At 35.5% G+C, this 19887-nt stretch carries 13 protein-coding genes; 1 reads left to right on the plus strand and 12 read right to left on the minus strand.

Annotated elements, in window-relative coordinates:
- Window positions 1–23: 23 nt before the first annotated feature.
- The 7 genes from DEX24_RS07305 to yycF all read right to left on the minus strand — a co-directional run bounded on the left by DEX24_RS07305 (window position 24) and on the right by yycF (window position 7364).
- Complete coding sequence (locus DEX24_RS07305) at window positions 24–188, minus strand: CxxH/CxxC protein (protein WP_109305763.1); 165 nt, start codon at window positions 186–188, stop codon at window positions 24–26.
- A 169-nt stretch (window positions 189–357) separates the two neighbouring features.
- The gene (locus DEX24_RS07310) at window positions 358–1581 is read right to left on the minus strand and encodes a S1C family serine protease (RefSeq protein WP_109305764.1); all 1224 of its coding nucleotides are present in this window, start codon (window positions 1579–1581) and stop codon (window positions 358–360) included.
- Window positions 1582–1771: 190 nt separating this feature from the next.
- Window positions 1772–2560, minus strand: a complete 789-nt coding sequence (locus DEX24_RS07315; RefSeq protein ID WP_109305765.1) for an MBL fold metallo-hydrolase — start codon at window positions 2558–2560, stop codon at window positions 1772–1774.
- Between the two features lie 19 nt (window positions 2561–2579).
- Window positions 2580–3485 (minus strand): two-component system regulatory protein YycI, encoded by a 906-nt coding sequence (locus tag DEX24_RS07320; protein ID WP_109305766.1) that lies wholly within the window; start codon window positions 3483–3485, stop codon window positions 2580–2582.
- Window positions 3472–4836 (minus strand): YycH family regulatory protein, encoded by a 1365-nt coding sequence (locus DEX24_RS07325; protein ID WP_109305767.1) that lies wholly within the window; start codon window positions 4834–4836, stop codon window positions 3472–3474. Before DEX24_RS07325 ends, DEX24_RS07320 begins: the two co-directional genes overlap by 14 nt.
- Window positions 4827–6650 carry a cell wall metabolism sensor histidine kinase WalK gene (walK, locus tag DEX24_RS07330; RefSeq protein ID WP_109305768.1) on the minus strand — a complete coding sequence of 608 codons (1824 nt, stop codon included), beginning with the start codon at window positions 6648–6650 and terminating at the stop codon, window positions 4827–4829. The genes DEX24_RS07325 and walK overlap by 10 nt, the downstream gene beginning before the upstream one ends.
- Before the next feature lie 6 nt (window positions 6651–6656).
- Window positions 6657–7364, minus strand: a complete 708-nt coding sequence (gene yycF, locus DEX24_RS07335; protein WP_109305769.1) for a response regulator YycF — start codon at window positions 7362–7364, stop codon at window positions 6657–6659.
- A gap of 412 nt (window positions 7365–7776) precedes the next feature.
- Here yycF and DEX24_RS07340 point away from each other — a divergent pair, with 412 nt between their 5' ends.
- Window positions 7777–8589 (plus strand): YitT family protein, encoded by an 813-nt coding sequence (locus tag DEX24_RS07340; protein ID WP_109305804.1) that lies wholly within the window; start codon window positions 7777–7779, stop codon window positions 8587–8589.
- Between the two features lie 96 nt (window positions 8590–8685).
- Here the strand turns inward: DEX24_RS07340 and DEX24_RS07345 are convergent, their stop codons facing one another.
- From DEX24_RS07345 to dnaB, 5 genes are all read right to left on the minus strand, one after another.
- Complete coding sequence (locus DEX24_RS07345; RefSeq protein ID WP_109305770.1) at window positions 8686–9027, minus strand: LPXTG cell wall anchor domain-containing protein; 342 nt, start codon at window positions 9025–9027, stop codon at window positions 8686–8688.
- The gene (locus tag DEX24_RS07350; RefSeq protein WP_109305771.1) at window positions 9020–12391 is read right to left on the minus strand and encodes a collagen binding domain-containing protein; all 3372 of its coding nucleotides are present in this window, start codon (window positions 12389–12391) and stop codon (window positions 9020–9022) included. The genes DEX24_RS07345 and DEX24_RS07350 overlap by 8 nt, the downstream gene beginning before the upstream one ends.
- Before the next feature lie 222 nt (window positions 12392–12613).
- Window positions 12614–16903, minus strand: a complete 4290-nt coding sequence (locus DEX24_RS07355; RefSeq protein ID WP_109305772.1) for a collagen binding domain-containing protein — start codon at window positions 16901–16903, stop codon at window positions 12614–12616.
- A gap of 168 nt (window positions 16904–17071) precedes the next feature.
- Window positions 17072–18367, minus strand: a complete 1296-nt coding sequence (locus DEX24_RS07360; protein WP_109305773.1) for an adenylosuccinate synthase — start codon at window positions 18365–18367, stop codon at window positions 17072–17074.
- A 143-nt stretch (window positions 18368–18510) separates the two neighbouring features.
- Window positions 18511–19878, minus strand: coding sequence for a replicative DNA helicase (gene dnaB / locus DEX24_RS07365; RefSeq protein WP_109305774.1), 1368 nt, complete (start codon window positions 19876–19878; stop codon window positions 18511–18513).
- Window positions 19879–19887 lie beyond the last annotated feature (9 nt).

Below are 19887 nucleotides of genomic sequence, written 5' to 3' on the forward strand. Positions count from 1 at the left end.
GCTACACAATATGTTGTAGGGGATTATTTGTTCCCCACAAGATATTCTGCTTGCTCGTCACAGAAATCACACTTTGTGGATAACTTTTCTTCTTCTTTCAAGTTTTCCATTATTGGAAAATCTTTTTCATTTGCTACAAAAACATCCAATGCATGCCCTATATGATTTTCACATGATTTAATTGCCACTTTGACTCCTCCATTCATTTTTCAGAATATAATAAAAGTTATACACAATTTTACGTACTTTATCCACAATCTATTGTAACAGACAACAAGAAAGCCGCAAAGGATATTCAATTCCCCTTACGGCTCTCTAGTTTTTATATCATTTTACATTTCTATTACTTATCCACAACTAGTTTTTTATTGTACTTTTTAAATCGATAGTTTTGTTGACTGCTTTACCACCGCTATACAATTTAACTTTCACTGAATCACCCACATTTTTACTATATAAAATTTTGCGTAATTCAATAGAGTTACTTACTTTTTTACCATCCATCTCAACGATTACATCATATTGCTTGATCCCCGCTTTGTCTGCTGCAGATCCACTTTCAACAGAACCAACCACCACACCTGACGTCACATCATTTGGTAATTCCAATGTTTGGTTTTGATAAAATGCTGGAACATCTGCTAAGTCAATTAGCGATACGCCCATTGCTGGTCTTTCGACTTTACCTTTTTTCTCTAATTCTTCAATGACAGGAATGGCTGTATTGATTGGGATTGAGAACCCAAGGCCTTCCGCTTGAGATTGACTAATTTTCATCGAGTTGATTCCAATTACTTGACCGGCTAAATTAATGAGGGCACCACCTGAGTTCCCTGGACTAATTGCGGCATCTGTTTGGAGTACCTCTGCATTCCAATCTGCGGTACCATCACCGTTTATATCCATAGGTACTGTGCGATCCTTACCAGAAATGACACCCGTTGTTACAGAGCCATATAAGTCCAATCCAAGTGGATTACCGATTGCGATAACAGATTCGCCTTGTTTTAATTTATCTGAATCACCAAATTTAGCGACCTGTGTTACATGTTTTGCGTCGATTGAAATAACCGCTAAATCTGTCCACTGGTCTTTACCCACTAGTTTTGCATCTACTTTTTTACCATCAGCTAATGTAACTTCTAATGCGTCTGCTTCATCAACTACATGGTTATTAGTAACAATATATGCTTTACCACCATCTTTTTTATACACAACACCTGAACCGCTACCTGCTTCGCTACTAGATTCTTCATCTGATGTGTTTTTGCCACCACCGAAAATATCTTCAGTCGATTGTTTTTTTTGAATATTTGTAATGCCGATTACAGAATCCTTTGTCTTATCCACAGCATCTGTAACATTTGTCGATATTTCAGTGGATAATTGAGGTGTCTCTGTTTTATTGACTGAGTTGCTTGTACTACCCGGCAATGAATTAGATAAAGATGGGACGATTAACCATACGAGTAATGCACCAATAATTACACCTAATAAAGCTGAAAAAAAGTAACCCGCTTTACTGCCACCCTTATTTCCTTTATTACGTTTACCATGTTCTGTGTCATCATAGTAACCCATTGTTCATTCCTCCTCAATCTCTGTTATTATTATTTGATATTTTCACTTTACAAGGTGAACATGAAAATTACATGAAAATTGATTAAAAATTACGTCAAAATTGCATGATACTTTATGTATTTCCCCCAGATATTAACGTCAAAACAAAAAAAATCATCAACAACAATCGTTGCTAATGATTTTTTTCTTATTAGACAAGCACAAGTTTTGTCGGTTGTTCAGCATCTGTATCATGTAAATGAACGTATTCATTCGGCATAATGCCAACGGATTGTAATGTTTGTGACACGCTCATGCGTGCTAAATCTTTCATATTATTATCTTTGCTGAGATGAGCTAAATAAATTTGCGTCTGCTTTTCAAAGATAACTTCGCTCATGGCAATTGCTGCATCTTCGTTACTAACATGACCTACATCACTTAAAATACGTCGTTTAATCGACCATGGATGTGGTCCCATTTGTAACATTCCTACATCATGATTACTTTCAAAGACATAGGAATCGGCTCCACGTATAATACCTTTCATACGATCGCTGACATAGCCTGTATCGGTTATAACAGCTAGTTTACGTCCATTTTCATGAAATGTGTAAAACATGGGATCTGCTGCATCATGTGATACGCCAAATGATTCAATGTCTAAACCACCAAATGATTTTACCGTTTCCATATCAAAGTTAAAACGCTGTTCAAGTGGCACTTTACCAATTAAACCATCCATTGCTTGCCATGTTTTATCATTGGCATAAATCGGTATATTATATTTACGCGCTAATATACCTACACCTTTAATATGATCTGTATGCTCATGTGTCACTAAAATACCTGTTAGTTTTTTTATGTCACGATCTATCTTTTCAAAGAGTTGATCCATTTTTTTACCTGTCAATCCTGCATCGACGATAAACGCATGGTCCCCGCTTTCTACATAAACTGCATTGCCTGTACTACCACTTGCTAAGACACTAAATTGCATAATAAAAAGACTCCTAACTTTACTTGTTCATTCTTGAATCTTCGATCACCGTATCACTTAAATTTTCAATTTTCTGCCCTTTATAGTCTAAATCGGCGACTGCTTCTTTATTGATAAATTCAATATTTTTTTCTATTTCAAGTACTTGCCCATCTACTGCATTAACAAAGAAATCAACATCCAATTTCCCTTTTTTACCATTTGGAATAGACGTCTGAATATGCCAAGTAGGCGATAATACTTGCGTCTCTGTTAACGGTACCAAAGTTGAATAACCAAGCTCTGCTAAAGTGATAACTGTGTCATCTTTCAAATACCCTTTTTCAAAGATTGTTTTGACAGCTTGAGAAGCTTTTATTAAGGAGCTTTTTTCCCCCACTGGCTTCAATGTATTAAACATTGTTTGCTCATATTTTGTCACTTCGTTTTTAGCTGACCAATATACTTTGATTGCCGCACTTTGGTTGTAAAACACGATATGATCATCTGTTACTTGGAAAAATGTAGCTTCTCGATTTTCTAAATCAATACTCCATAACACATATGAATTACCTGCATAAGACATTTTTTTTATGAAATCAGTCAATGATCTCTCAGTAATTTCATCTAGTTGCATGGGGTTTTTCAATGTACTTTCTACGATTGTATTATCACGAATCGTCAATATTTGATTTTTAGGTAGATCTTCTAAATCTTTGTTTTCAAACTGCTTGATTTTACCAGACATATACGTTGTTTTTTCAACGGAATTCGGCAATTTATTTAGCGTAATATTTGCTCGTTTTAAATCGCTTTCTAGACTGGTTTCACCAAGAATTTCAAGGTCTTTTTCTTCGTTATAATTATTCACATAGACAGAATATAAAAAGACATTCAAGATAGAAAAAACGATGATAAAAATGGTTTTCGTTTTACTCCAATCCACTAGTATCACCTCCAACACTGGCCGTTTTTATATCTACTTCATGCCATACATCTTTTATGCGATAAAACCATGTTGGTTCAAAGATAAAAATAGATGTTCTCTGTGCGTCTTTATGCATTGTTAATCCTGTACGTAGTGCTGTAATGTCATTGAAATCAATATTTTTATTCGACATAAGTTTTTGAGCCATTTTTTCGCCGGAAATTAAATTCACTGTCTTATTTTTTTCCTGCGGTAAGTAAGCAAGCTTATACGTTGGGCGTATATAACGATAGATGCGTCCATTACCCCAATACGTCTCAATTTTAGTAGTACCCATATCTGTTTTCAATACTGCTTGATTTTCAACATATAATTGATAGTCTACCTTTTGCGCATTATAGTCAACCGCTGAATAACGATAATCTCCTGTCCATCCTCCATGTGCATTGATGAATTCAAATGTATTTGATACGAGATGTGTTTTCTGAATATTTTCTTGATTTTCTGTTGCTGTAGAATTCACATAACTTAACATATACTTTGATTTATCAATCGTCATAATAGAACGATCATCGGTATATTTTTCGATACCTTGCTTATCATCTGGACTCATTTTTACAATTTTAGAATTCGTAAAGAGTGCATTTTTAAAATCATCAATACTAACGGTTGAAATCAAATATTTATATTGAGACATTTTCATATCATCAACGGGTAGGAATAATGTATTCCTATTATCACGTTGAATCGGCGTATATTCTGGGAATCCTACTAATAAATCTAATACATTTTTTTGAAAATCTTTTTCGCTCTTTACTTTGATTTTTGCTCGGTATAATTGTTTTTGCTTTGCATTAGAGAAAAAGACTGTCAACTCATTTGACGGAACATCATCTTGATCAACAGATTTCCAACTAATAATCATGTGATCAAAGCTTACTTCAGGTACTTTTTTACTTAAAACAGGTAATATATTTTGGAATACTGGCATGGGTACTTCACTATCAAATTGCATAATTAAGCGATTGTCTAACAACATCAAATCATTGAGCTTAGACACACTAAAATTATTACTCACTGGTGAAATATCGGATAGTTCCCAGTTTTTCATCTGTTTAAACAACATGGACATCTCTGTCGTATTTGAAGTACCTGTCCACTCTCCCTCACGATTGATGAGCAAGCGATACGGTAGCAATACTTCTGACATTTGACGTTTTTTCTCCATTGTTACATTAAAAGGTTTCTCTTTTTCCACCGTTTCATAGTTTGGATGATAGGACCAAATTGTAAATGTTAATGTCACACTCAAAAGAACGAGAACAAACAATACAACTGATTTAATTTGCTCTAGATATTTCATTCCCATTCACCATCCTCATCTGCATTGTTTGGCAGCGTGAAGAATACTGATGTTCCTTTGCCTTCAACCGACTCAGCCCATATTCGGCCACCATGTGCATTGATCATTTCTTTGGAAATGGCTAGACCTAATCCAGTACCTCCCATGGAGCGTGCTCTGGCTTTATCTACACGATAAAATCGATCAAATATATGATCGAGATTTTTTGGTGGGATCCCCATCCCTGTATCTTTTATTTCTACGACTACTTCATCTTCTGAAAGATTCAATTTAAAATGAATCGAACCGCCATCTGGTGAATATTTTAGCGCATTAGAAATAATATTATCGATTACTTGCGTAATTTTATCTGTATCAATTTCTAAATAGATTGGTGTATGAGGTAATTCACGAATAAATTCAACATTTTTTGATTTTGACATTTCAAAGCGATTAATAATACGGTCGAACATTTTTACAAAATCAACGAAATCTGTATTGAGTTCATATTCTCTACTATCCATCCGTGATAGCTGTAGTAAATCTGTTACAAGACGAATCATACGCTCAGTCTCCGTTCGTGTAACATTTAAAAATGTTGGCGCAATATTTTCGTCTTTCCATGCACCCTCAGCTAAAGCTTCTAAATAACTTCTCATCGTAGTTAATGGTGTGCGCAGTTCATGTGATACATTCGACACGAATTCGCGACGTTCCATCTCAATTTTTTCTTGTTCGGTAATATCATGTAACACCGTGATTAAACCATTGACAAAGCCGGTCTCTTTTTGAATAACCGAAAAGTTAGCTCGCCAAATATACGGCTGATCTCGCGTGCTAAAATCTAAATTAATCGAATCCTGCATATGAATTAAATCTTCAAATGTATATTCATCATCGACACCTAGTACTTCAGTAATCGAGCGACCCATCAATTCATTTTTTTCACCTTGTAATAGTTTTTGTGCTGGCGTATTAATAAGAATAATCTTCCCTTTACGATCTGTCGCAATTACACCATCTGTCATATTCGTCAGAACAGAAGCTAATTTTCTACGCTCACCTTCCGTAGTCGATTGCGACTCTTGCAAACGGTTTGTTAGGTGGTTAAAGGATACTGCTAATTGACCAATTTCATCATTACCATATACTTTAACTTTACGCGAGAAATTCCCTTTCGCCATTGCTTGTGCCTGCCTTCTCATATCTGAGATTGGCTTCGTAATAGTTTTTGCGATAAAAACACCTAAGAAAATAGTAATTAATAGTGCAATTGCTGTACCACCAGCTAAAATTTTATTGATGGTTGCCATTTGTTCAAAGACGCTTTCAATATTTGATTTTACATAAATAACGCCAATTGTTTTACCATTTGATTGAATCGGTTTTGTAATAATCCATACGCGATTATTTGTGGTTTTATCGATGGCAATTTTTTTATTGGGCAAAGATGTTTCAAGTGTTTGGCTGACAAGTTGATCGGCCGAGCGTTGTCCAACAATTGACTGACCACTACTATCTGATGTCGCTAAAATTTTATTATGAGAATCAATAACGCGAATTTCTCGAATATCATCCGAGGATAAACCATTTAAAATATCTTTTAAACTCTCCTCTAGAGTAGCATCCGTTTCAGCATGTGATTTAATCATTTCTTCTTTAACGCTAAAATCGACTAGCTTCAGACGGTCTGAAATCGAAACTTCAAAATTGTCTGTAAGCGTAGCCTCTAGTTTATTCGCAAAATATAAGCCCATAATTTGCATCGCTATTAATATTAACAGTACATAGATCAGTACAACTTTTACGTGGACGGATCTAAAAAAGCCTACTTTTTGCATAAACCATTACTCCTGTTCAGGGTTTCTTAAATAGTAGCCAACTCCACGTCTCGTAACAATCCACGCTGGATGACTTGGGTTATCTTCAATTTTCTCTCTTAAACGACGAATGGTAACATCCACTGTACGAACATCTCCGAAATAATCATAGCCCCATACCGTTTGTAGTAAATGTTCACGCGTCATTACTTGTCCGATATGCTTCGCTAAATAATGTAATAATTCAAATTCTCGGTGCGTTAATTCAATTGTTTTATCACGTTTTAATACTAAATAGGCTTCCGGTTGGATAATTAAAGAACCTACCACGATGTCCGTTGTTGTTTCTTCTTCATCCACTTGTGTTGTCGCTTGATGACGACGCATATTTGCTTTTACACGCGCAACCAATTCACGCGTACTAAATGGTTTTGTCACATAGTCATCTGCACCTAGTTCAAGACCTAATACTTTATCGATTTCTGAATCCTTTGCGGTAATCATAATAATTGGCGTATCGTATTTTTTACGAACTTCTCGCACAACTTCCATACCATCTCTTTTCGGTAGCATAATATCCAATAAGATTAAATCTGGTTTTTCCGATTCCACTTTTTCCAAAGCTTCATCTCCATCATATGCTGTTACTACTGTATAACCCTCTTTTGTTAAATTAAACTGTAATATATCTGCAATCGGTTTCTCGTCATCTACTACTAACACTTTTTTATCCAAAAGTATTCACCCTTTCTCACACGTTAATATCTCTATAATAAAGCCATTTATTTTTATTTCTACTCCATTAACTCTACCATGCTTTGATGTTTCTCGCATCTTTGTGGGAAACATGTTCCCATTATTTCCCGGGAAATGTAAATAAAATATTTACCCTATTTAACTTACCACATATTGAACAAACTATTGGTTTTGACATTATTTTGTAAAGAAAATGAAAGATAACTTTATTTTTTTTGCCATAAAAGCAATATAACAAGCATTTTAGCCTTCTGTACTTTACAATTAAAGTATTCTGAAAATTTGAAAGGAAGTGACCGCTTTGGGCAATACAACACAAACAACCGAAGTACTCTCAAAATCGAAGCCCATTAAAAAGGCTTCAAAAATACGCTTATTTAAACGTATTTTCATGGTTATTTTAGGTGCCATCATTATGGCAGTCGGACTCGAACTTTTTCTCGTGCCCAACAATATTTTAGACGGTGGCATTGTCGGTATTTCCATTATTCTTTCTCATCTAGTCGGGCTACCTATTGGCGCATTTATTTTCATTTTGAATATCCCCTTCTTTTTCATCGGTTACAAACAAATTGGTAAAACATTTGCTTTATCAACAGCCCTCGGCATTACCGTTTTATCAATCACAACTATTTACTTACATCATATCGCTGCTTTCACCGATGATTTATTGCTCTCGACTATTTTTGGTGGCATTGTGCTTGGCATCGGTGTAGGCCTCGTAATACGATATGGTGGATCGCTAGATGGCACTGAAATATTAGCGATATTATTCAATAAAAACACCCCTTTTTCAGTTGGTCAAATTATTATGTTTTTCAATTTAATTATTTTTTCTGTCGCAGGTTTTGTCTTTACTTGGGAACGTGCCATGTACTCTGTGATCGCTTATTTTATTGCTTACAAAACGATTGATATCGTTATTGAAGGTTTAGACGAATCAAAAGCTGTTTACATAATTAGCGATGAATACCATCAAATCGGCCAAGCAATTATGGACCGTCTAGGACGTGGTGTAACGTATTTGAATGGGGAGGGTGCATATTCTGGCGACGCAAAAAAAGTCGTCTTCACGGTCATTACACGCCTTGAAGAAGCGAAGCTCAACACCATCGTTGAAGAAATTGATGACAAAGCCTTTCTCGCTATCGGTAATATTGCAGAAGTGCGCGGTGGTCAATTCAAAAAACGTAATATTCATTAATCTATTTGTGTCATCATTAAAAAGGCTGCTTTATATGTTTGTTCTACCGCTTATTAGCGATGTAGAGCAACCTATAAGCAGCCTTTTTAATTGAATTTAAGAAACTTTCCTCATTTTTCTAACAAGCACAAGGGCACCAAGAAGTACTAAAAATATGCCCGCAGTCATCGCTAGATAGGTTATTTGAATACCTGTTTGCGGTAGCTGATCACTTTGTGACTGGCCATTATCTTGATGATTAAAATGATGACCATCCTGTGGTATCGTAATTGAAGGTTTCACTGGTAGTTCTGGTAGCTCTGGTGTTACTGGTGGCTCTACCGGTGGTTCTGGTGTTACTGGTGGCTCTACCGGCGGTTTTGGTGTTACTGTATTTGTTACTGTAATTTCAGTCGTTGAATCATATGTTACAACAATATCGAATTGGCTATTATTCAATTACTAGTGGTACATCTACCAGTGCTGTCCCCTCTTCATCTGTAACAATTTTATCGATTACGACCTTATTTCCAATATTCATTAACTTAAATTCGGCACCTGCTAATAATTTTGTAGCATCTTTAGCATCCACTTTTTTAATCGCTAATTGCCCAGCAGTATTCAACGGCATGTTTTTCACTGTTAATTCCTGACTATCTTGATTCACGGTTACTGTTGATTGTGCATTAACATTAACTTTGTAACCATCCGGTGCCTTATCTTCTACAATAATATAGTCTTTATACAGTAACTGATCGAATGTTACTTCACCAGCATCGTTCGTTTTTAATGTTTTCAATGCAAAGCGCTTATTACCATCGCTATCTACATTCCAAATAGTAAATACCGCATCCTTTAATACTTTATCAGGTGTAATCGCATCTACTTTTTTAATAGTAACTGCACCTGTCTCACCTGAAGCCGTGCCACCTGAGTTCGTTAGAACAACAGTTATTTTCTCAGAAGAAGGATTTGTTTCTGTTCCTGCTTGATCAGATTGTGCATAAACTTTATTTTCAATAATTGCGCCTGTGGGAGCGTTAATATAGGATTGATATTCAATAAAATATCCTTCATGAATATCTTGTTTGAATTTCAATCTAAATGATCCATCATCATTCATTAAAATATCGTATAATGTAGGTGATAATTCATCACCTTTTACAAATTCACCTTTTTTTGTAGAGCTTGGTTCTGCAAAATACACATGGAATGACTCTTGTAATATAAATTGATTGTCCGATGGTTTATCAATTAATGAGGCATGCGTTAAACTCGATTGTGCAAAGTTGAAATCGACAGACCAATTGATGACATCACCATCCTGTTTACCATGTTTAATAGCATATTCATCACCATGCAAAACTGGTATTTTTGCTGTTAATTTTGATGGTGTTTTCGGGCCTGTAACCGTCGCATTATTCGTATATTCCTTAATGATTATTTCATCTTCATCTTTTGCTTCATACGTAATTTTATATGCGCTAGAAATGGCTTCATTAAATATTAAACGGAAACCTGCATGACCATTGATTTGTTCTGCAACAACTGTAAAGTTTGTGAATTCACCAGCTTCCACACCCACGCCACCTGCAGTTAAATCTAATTTGACTATTTTAAATGAATTGAGATCGGTTATTAAGTCCTGTGGTGAACTATCTGTGACAACTAATTGAGCTATACTTTCTTGGTTGTAATTGATTCCTAAAGTCCACTTAAACACTTTCTTACTATAATCATAGTCACCTGATTTAAAACCATTATTCTGTGATTCTGTACCTGGTGTAAACGTTGCTTCACCATCCGCTTTATAATCTGTTCCATTAATTGTTTCTGTAACAGTTGCTTTGTTTTTAAATGTATTTTTACCATTAATTGTTTTCGTCGTATCATAATCTGTCACATACGATATAGTTAACTTATCTGTGACATCTTTTAAGAAGGTGATGTCAAAACCATTCTCCTTATTATCCGTTAAAGTATAATCTGTACCCACTACCAATGCTACATCTGCGGAATTTTTAATAACGACCGTAGATGGTCGTAGTAACAAGCCTCCATTTGGGTACGTTTCTGTAATACGTACATTCGACAATATTTTTTTGTCGTAATTGATCGTAACATTCCATGCGATTGTTTTATCTTCATAGTTTTCTTTCCCTTTTACTTTAATGAGAAATGAGTTTGGTACAGTCTTATTTGCTGTCCATTCCCCACCTAATCCAGAAACTGTATTAGCTACACTTGTATTTAATACGGTTTCTGGATTGATGAATGTTTGATAATCGATTAAATATGTTTTATTTACCGCTTTTTTAAATTCAAATTTAAAACCTGTTTTACCAGCTGGCATCCCAGAACTCGTTCTCGTCACGGTATATTCAGAGGCGGGAACAGACGTCCAAACCTCCTTACCTGCTGCATCGTATGAAAGTTCTTTTACGATGAATGATTTTGTTTGTACATCTAGTTTTTGACCATCATAATAATCAATAAAAGAAGATTGTGCTTTCGTTAATGCATCTTCTTTTTGGTTAAATTTAACCGTCCAATTTAATAAATGCGTTGATGGATCATAGGCACCTACTTTTTTATCCATAGCTTCTAAATAAGAAGTTGTAACAGATGCTTCTGCATTAATAGTCTTGCCATTAGCAGTTAAAGTAACTTTGTTTTTATACGTTGCATTTACTTTGTCGATGATTTTTGTTTCATATACGATACGATATGCTTTCGTAACATTTTTCATCGTCAAAGGAAATTTAGTATAATTCTCCGTTATTTGTGCACCTTGTGTAGCCGTGCCATTTAAATCTACATTTAGCTCATATACTTTCATTGAACCCGATATAAAGCGCAAACCTACTGGAACAGGATCTGTAATGGTGACATCACCAATTTTTTCTAGTTTTTTATTAAAGTCAATCGTCCACGTTACTTTCGATGGATTTTTAGCCTTATCTAAAATACCAGTTTTAGTTAAGGATTCTACTACATTGGGTTTGACAATAATCCCCGTAATCCAATCCTCTGCACCAGGTACATCTACGACTAACTCTTGATTGGGATTCCCTGAAAGTTTTTCTTTTAAAGAAGACTGGACTTCAAAAGTTCCTTTAATAATGGATTGTTTTTCAATCTCATCATTAAATGTAAAAACAACATCTCCTGTTTTTGAAATCGTATACGTTCCAAATATAACACCTGATGTATCTTGTAAATTCCCTTGTTGTTCACTAGCAATTAATAACTGCGTCGGTAATTTAAATGAATACGTATCTCCTGCTACATAGCTATGCGGCTCTGGTAATGCCCAATCTGCTTTCAAAGTAATTTCATCACCCATAGCCATTTCTGCCCCTTGATTGATGATATTACCTTTTTTATCTGTGTATGTGATTGTTTGAATAATTTTTGTTTCAATTGCTGCTTTAGTCGATAATTTCTTTGATACAACAGCTTCTTTTATTATTTCTTTTGATGCAATTTGAGGCTTTTTCACAGAAACTTCTTTTTTCTCTACCGCTTCTTTTTCCTCATTTTTCAACGGTATTACTAGTTCAGAAGATGGCTCTTTTGTTGCAATATCTCCTGATACGTCTTCATCTTTCGACTGTGGTTTTATAGATTCTTGTTTTGTGGAATCCACTGTCCTGTGATTTACTGCTTCCTCGTCCACCATCACTGTATCATTTGTCATTACATCACCACTTGCATCATTACGATCTTGGTCTTGAGCTAATGCCATACCTGGAAGTGAACTAAGCGCCAATTGAAAAATCAACATAATTGACAATAAAAGTAGCATTAATTTATTTTTCAATACTATCCAACCCTTTCTATTAATTATTGTTTTTTATTCTGTGATTCATTTAAGCAGTCATCCTATTCAACTACTTGTCTCCTCTTTATTTCCTCTTTTATGTAGTACTTTCAAAATCTGTACATATATTATTTCCCCCTTTATAAATAGAAAAACCATTTTTTCACTTATTTTCCAACAAAAAAAGACAACTAAAATAATGTTGTCTTTTGTCTATTTAAGTTAACTACGTCGTTTTGCCCTACTATAAATCATAAAAGTAACCTCTAGTAGTACTATACCAAATACTGTTAATATCCAATTATTCATCATACTCATCTGAGGTAGATTTTTATTCAATTGTTTTTTTTCAGTTGTGTTTTTTTTATTTATTTGTTGCTGGTGCTTTTCAGTTACTGTCCGTTTATTTAACTTATTCTCTCTTTCAATTGCTTTACGTATCTCCAATTCTATTTTTCTTTCAGCTGCTTTCATTTTTCTTTCCAATTCTTTTTGTTTTTCCAGAGCAATTCTATTTTTTTCTCTGTTTTTCTCCCTTGTATCAACAGAACCGCCACCATCTATAATCGTAATAATTGGTTTCACCGGTTTTCCTGAAATAATTGGTTTTTCAGGTTTGGTTCGTTCTTCTGGTTTTCCAGGTCCACTCGGTTCTTCTGGTTTTCCAGGTCCACTCGGTTCTTCTGGTTTTCCAGGTCCACTCGGTTCTTCTGGTTCTCCAGGTCCACTCGGTTCTTCTGGTTTTCCAGGTCCACTCGGTTCTTCTGGTTCTCCAGGTCCACTCGGTTCTTCTGGTTCTCCAGGTCCACTCGGTTCTTCTGGTTCTCCAGGTCCACTCGGTTCTTCTGGTTCTCCAGGTCCACTTGGTTCTTCTGGTTCTCCAGGTCCATTCGATTCTTCATCTAACTTGGTATTTGTAATCTCTAGATGAACAACACCATTGTTCATCATCGTAATTTTTTTAGGGATATTATCTAATTTATAACCTTCAGGTGCCTTCGTTTCAATAATGAAAATTTCTCCTGTAGCATATAAAGCTGGGATGATGACGGTCGCCTGTCCTTCTTCATTTGTAGTTACTTGTTCTTCAATCACCTGACTATCCGCGTTTATTATTCTAAATTGTGCATTTTTTAATAATTTACTCCGATTATTTATATCCACTTTTTTGATGTGTAACGTACTCGAATATATTGCTGGTCGATTTGTAATAGCTAAATCAACTATTACACCATTAATCGTTACGTCATACTGATTAGTTGAATTCATTAGATAACCCGGTGAAGCTCGATCTTCTACGACAATATATTTTTTAAAGAGCAACTGCTTAATTTCTGCGATACCATTTTGATCTGTTGCCACTGTCTTTAATGGATAATTCTTTTTGCCATCTTTATCGACACTCCATAAAGTAAACACTGTATCTTTTAAGCCTAGATTACTATTTGTAGCATCTGTTTTTTTAATCCTCAACACACCATTATCGCCTGATGCAGAACCACTAGATGTTGTTTTAATAATTTTTATTGTAGCGCTAGTAGTTCGCTCATCACTTAGTTGCTTCGCCTTTGCCGTTACTTTATTTTCAACGCTAGCTCTATTTGGTACATTGACGTAAGCATCATATTTAATAATATAGGCTAATTGAATTTCCGATAAAAAATAAACTTCAATTGTGTCCCCTTTTTTAATAATTTTATATAGTGAAGGATCTGCTGCTACACCCGGCAAATATTCACCCGGTTTTTTCGAATTTGGAATTCCTTCATAAACGGCAAAACTATCCTCGATTAAAAATTGAGGACTATCGCCAATTTTTTTTGGAATATCTGTCAAAACAGCATTTGATAATGTTGATTGAGCTGCATTAAAAACAACTGTCCAATTTATCAAATCCTCCGATTGTATACCCGTTTTCTGTACATACGTATTACCTGAAATTACAGATAATTTAGCAGTAAATGGTGTACTACGTCCCGTCACTATCGCGTTATGATTATAATCTGTTTCCGTCAAATCTGCTATTTTATCTGCATCATAGACAATTTTATACGGCCGATTAATAGGCTCTGTAAATTGTATGACTAACGTTGTTTTATCGATTGCGCCATCTTTTATTTTATAGGAGGCTTTGTAGTTTGTAATTGCTCCACCTACCTCTACTCCCTCGCCACCATTTTTAATATTCAGTTCTTTAATTTGAATGGACTCTAATCGTGGTATTAAACCTTGTGCTGTGTTATTTTCAACGGTGAATCCCTCATCATAATATTTTTGTTGAAAATTTACACCTGTTGTCCAAGTTACAGCCTTTGTCACATAATTGTATACACCTTTTGAGTAGCCATCTGCTCGGAAGCTAATATAGGGTGTGAAAGTTGCTGTCGATGTTGATTTTGGTTCATATTCCGATGAATTCATTCTATTTTTTTCACTAGTTATCCTATTCAAGCTCACAACACCCATATTTAATGTCGCTTTATTGCCAAAGTCTGTTTTCCCATCTGGTAATTTAGTGATATCAAATTTTGTAATATAAGAGACATTTACAATACCTACTGTCGGCTTGAGAAAATGAATTTCGAACAACTTGTCACTAAAAACAACGAGTGAATAATCGATATCTTTTTGCATTACTTTACCTTTGCTGTCTACTAACTTAAAACTATCTTCTATTAGTGTTAAACCGCTTGTTTGAAATTCATCGACAATGCTGGTGTTAGTTAATGGCACTTCAAAATTATTGATTTTTATACGCCATTCAACTGTTTTGGTGGCATAATCAGCCAAACCTACTGATTTTGAAATATAGGGATTAATATAATCTCCCGTACTTGTAACTGCTCCATTTACCCCTAAACCAGAAATGGAATTGCTCACTTTAAAACTTCCTTGCAACCCTGGTTTTAAAATTGTTTGATATTGTATGCGATATTCATGTTCAACCATTTGTTTAAAGTCAAACTGAAAGCCATCTTGTCCTTTAGAATTTTTCTTATATATGATGTTGTAAAAGTCTTTAGTAACATTCATCCAAGTAATATTGCTATTAGTATCTACCACTTTTTTTGATACGATAAATGAGCTTGTCACCAATGAAACCGTATCGCTAAAATAATCTTCAAAATAGGCTTCAGTTGTTTCGAATGTTTGCGCGTCTCGATTAAATAATACTTCCCAGTTCTGCGTTCGTGAATTCCGATCGAAATTTACGACACGCTTCGTGATTGGTGCAAATTGTACAACAGCAACAGAAGCAGCTGCCTGTATTTTTTGGTTATTTCCTAGCGTTATTTCAGCTTTGTTTTTATAGGTTACCGTTTTTGCTTCATCAATTATCGTATCATATATGAGGCGATATGCTGTGTCTACATTTTTGATTTTAAGAGGGAGATTTTGTTCTAATAGTGGTACTTCATCACCTTGCTCCACCATATTACCTTGAATATCGGTAACTTTCAGTTCATATAACTTGATAGATTGTTTATTCAAGGTTAACCCTTTTGGTATAAGATCCGTTATTGTGATATCACCGATTGATTCACCGTGTTTATTGATATCGATAGTCCAACGAATATATTCGGGTGTTTCTGTTTTATTCGTTTGACCTTTCTTTTCAAAAGTTACTTTATATTTTGGTCGTACGATAATCGCTAATTTAAATTCACCATCCATCGGCAAGTCAACAAGTAACGTTTGTACATTTGCACCTACTAAATCTTCTCTGATAATCGTATTGACGGTAAACATACCTGTAATATTGTCATTCACTTCTATTTCTTCACTAAATGTAAATTCAACAATACCATTTTTATACAATATATATTGACCAAAAATAGTACCTTCTGTACCAATCAATGAACCATATTGTTCCGATGAAATGAGAAATTGCTTGGGTGTTTTGAATGTGAAGGTCGCATTTTTCTTATAATGATGACCATCTGGTATTTGCCATTTAGCTGTAAATGTAATGTCATCCCCCACATTCATCTTATGATTTTCTTCCACTGTTTTACCGTTTTTATCTTTATATGTGACTTCCTTTAGTAGATTTTCCGTTATGATCATAGGTGATGATGCACTATTTTCATCTGAATCATCTGCTAATGGACCTGTTTCTTCGTTGTTTTTAGCTTGTACTAGTGGTTTTCTAATCCTTTTTTCAACTACCTCTATTTTATTTTTTATTATAGGATTTAGAGAGGTTTTTGAATTTTGATTGTCTCTATCGATTACTGGAACTGTTTTAATCGGCGTTATATCCTCTTTATTCTCCGTATCTTCCTCCACTAAAGCTGGTATTATTATCTTGTCATCCTTAAATTCTTCATCCTCATCCGTTATCACAATATCATTTGAAGCTGACTTATGGTCTATACCTTTTTCATCGAGTGCCGTCGTCATAGGTGCATCTGGATTTTCAGTAGCAAAAGTATTTTGTGGTATTGTGCTAAATGCCAATTGAAATACGAGTACGAATGAAAATAGATTGAGCATCCATTTACGTTTCAATGAATTTACGCCTCCTTATCATCTATTTTTCTTTGATTTTATTAGAGTAATTGTCCAAAATAAAAAGAGTGCTCTAATATTATTATTAGAGCACTCCCACTATTCATACACAATAACCATTTGTATTTTTATTACAAAAAAGGTATTTTGTTGTTATTTAATTCGAAATTACTTGTTATTTTCCCATACATCTAAAAGCACATTTGTTTGATCACGATCTGGACCAACTGAGAAAGTGGCGATACGAATACCCGTTAATTCACTTACACGTTGTACATAATTACGTGCATTGGCAGGTAACTCTTCTAACGTACGACAAGCTGTAACATCTTCTGGCCAACCTGGTAGTTCTTCATATATTGGTTTACACCCTTCAAGAACATGTAAACTAGCTGGATATTCTGTTAATACTTCACCTTCGTACTCATAAGCAGTACAGATTTTCACTGTATCCAGACCTGATAATACATCAATCGAGTTTAGTGCTAAATCTGTAATACCTGATACTCGACGTGAATGGCGAACAACTACAGAATCAAACCAACCAACACGGCGTGGACGACCTGTTGTCGTACCGTATTCTCTACCAACTTCACGAATTTGATGACCTACTTCATCAAATAATTCAGTAGGGAATGGACCGTCACCAACACGTGATGTATAAGCTTTACCAACGCCGATAACGCGATCCACTTGTGATGGGCCAATCCCTGCACCTGTTGCTACGCCACCCGCTACTGGATTTGAAGATGTTACGTATGGGTATGTGCCATGATCTACATCAAGTAAAATACCTTGAGCGCCTTCAAATAATACCTTACCTTCTTCATCAATAATATCATTTAGTACTTTTGATGTATCTGTTACATACTTAGCAATTTGTTGACCAAAGTCATAAAATTCTTCGAACATATCATCAAAGTTTAACGGTGCTACTTCATAGAATTTTTCAAATAAGCGATTTTTTAGCGCTAAGTTTTCACGTAATTTTTTCTCAAATACGTCGCGGTCTAGTAAATCAGCGATACGGATACCAATACGTTGTACTTTATCTGTATAACATGGGCCGATCCCTTTACATGTCGTGCCGATTTTAGCGTCTCCGCGTGATTCTTCATCAATTTTATCTTGATATACATGATATGGAAGAATAACATGAGCACGATTTGAAATGCGTAAATTATCTGTGTTCACACCACGCGCTTGTAAGCCTTTTAATTCTGTCATCAAAGCTTTTGGATTGATCACCATACCATTACCCATAACAGAAATTTTATCTGAATAAAAAATACCAGATGGAATTAAGTGAAGCTTATACGTCTCACCTTTGAACTGAATTGTATGCCCTGCATTGTCCCCGCCTGAAAAACGAGCGATTGCGTCGGCTTTCTTAGATAGGAAGTCGGTAATTTTCCCTTTACCTTCGTCTCCCCATTGTGTTCCTACTACTACTATTGATGTCATTTATGAGCACCCCCGTCAGATACTTTTGCAGTATCCTGAATCAAACAAGAATTATTTTATCAACGATTTTCTTTCTAGTCAACAAAAAACTCAAAAAAACACGAACATGTTATCATTAATAATAAACATCGTTCGTGTTTCAATTATGAAAAGCCACCAGAACTCGCTTCTTGTGACCAGTCAACGCTAACAAATTTATTGAATTCTTTTTTGAATGCCAACTTCACGGTATCAGTTGGACCATTACGTTGTTTCGCTACGATAATCTCTATTGTATTGGCGTCTTCTGTTTCTTTATCGTAGTAATCTTCACGGTATAGAAAGGCTACGATATCGGCATCTTGCTCAATCGAACCAGACTCACGTAAATCGGACATCATCGGACGTTTATCTTGACGTTGTTCTACACCACGTGATAACTGAGACAAGGCAATAACTGGTACTTCTAACTCACGTGCTAATGCTTTTAATGAACGTGATATTTCAGATACTTCCTGTTGACGATTTTGACCATTAGAACCGCTACTACCACCTTGAATTAATTGAAGATAGTCAATCAGGATCATCCCTAAACCACTTTCTTGTTTCAAGCGTCGGCATTTTGCACGAATTTCATTGACGCGTACACCTGGTGCATCATCAATATAAATGCCGGCTCTTGAAAGACTCCCCATCGCCATCGTTAATTTACGCCAATCTTCATTCGTTAAGGCACCTGTTCTTAACACTTGTGCGTCAATATTACCCTCTGCACAAAGCATACGCATGACTAGCTGTTCTGCGCCCATCTCCAGTGAAAAGATAGCAACATTTTCAGTTGTTTGCGTACCGACTGCTTGTGCAACATTTAGTGCAAAGGCTGTTTTACCTACGGATGGACGTGCCGCTACAATGATTAAATCTCCGCGTTGAAAACCGGCTGTTAGTCGATCTAAATCACGAAAACCTGTAGGAATCCCGGTAATATCGCCTTTACGACTTTGTAGTTTTTCAACATTTTCATAAGTTTGTACAAGAACGTCTTTAACATGTTTAAAATCGCCAGAATTACTGCGATTCGCCACTTCCATTATTTTTCGTTCCGCTTCATTTAGCAGTTCGGCTACTTCATCCTCACGTGTAAAACTATCTTCTACAATTTTAGTCGCTGTATGAATCAAACGGCGTAACAGCGCTTTTTGAGCGACAATTTGAGCATAATAGCTCACATTGGCTGCTGTTGGGACGGCATTTGCAAGCTCCGTCATATACGATACGCCACCAACATCTTCTAATTCATTGCGATTCGATAGTTCTTCAGTAACCATCAATACGTCAATCGCTTTACCATAATCACTCAAACGTAACATCGCTTCAAAAATAAGTCGATGTGCTGCTTGATAAAAATCATCTGGTAAAAGAGTTTCAGACGCTGAAATCAGCGCCTGAGGCTCTAGGAAGATGGCACCGAGTACGGATTGTTCAGCTTCCTGATTATGGGGCGGAATGCGATCCATTTGCGGATCATTCATTAGCATTTC

The sequence above is a fragment of the Kurthia sibirica genome, from assembly GCF_003143975.1.
GTDB classification, from domain to species: Bacteria; Bacillota; Bacilli; order Bacillales_A; family Planococcaceae; genus Kurthia; species Kurthia sibirica.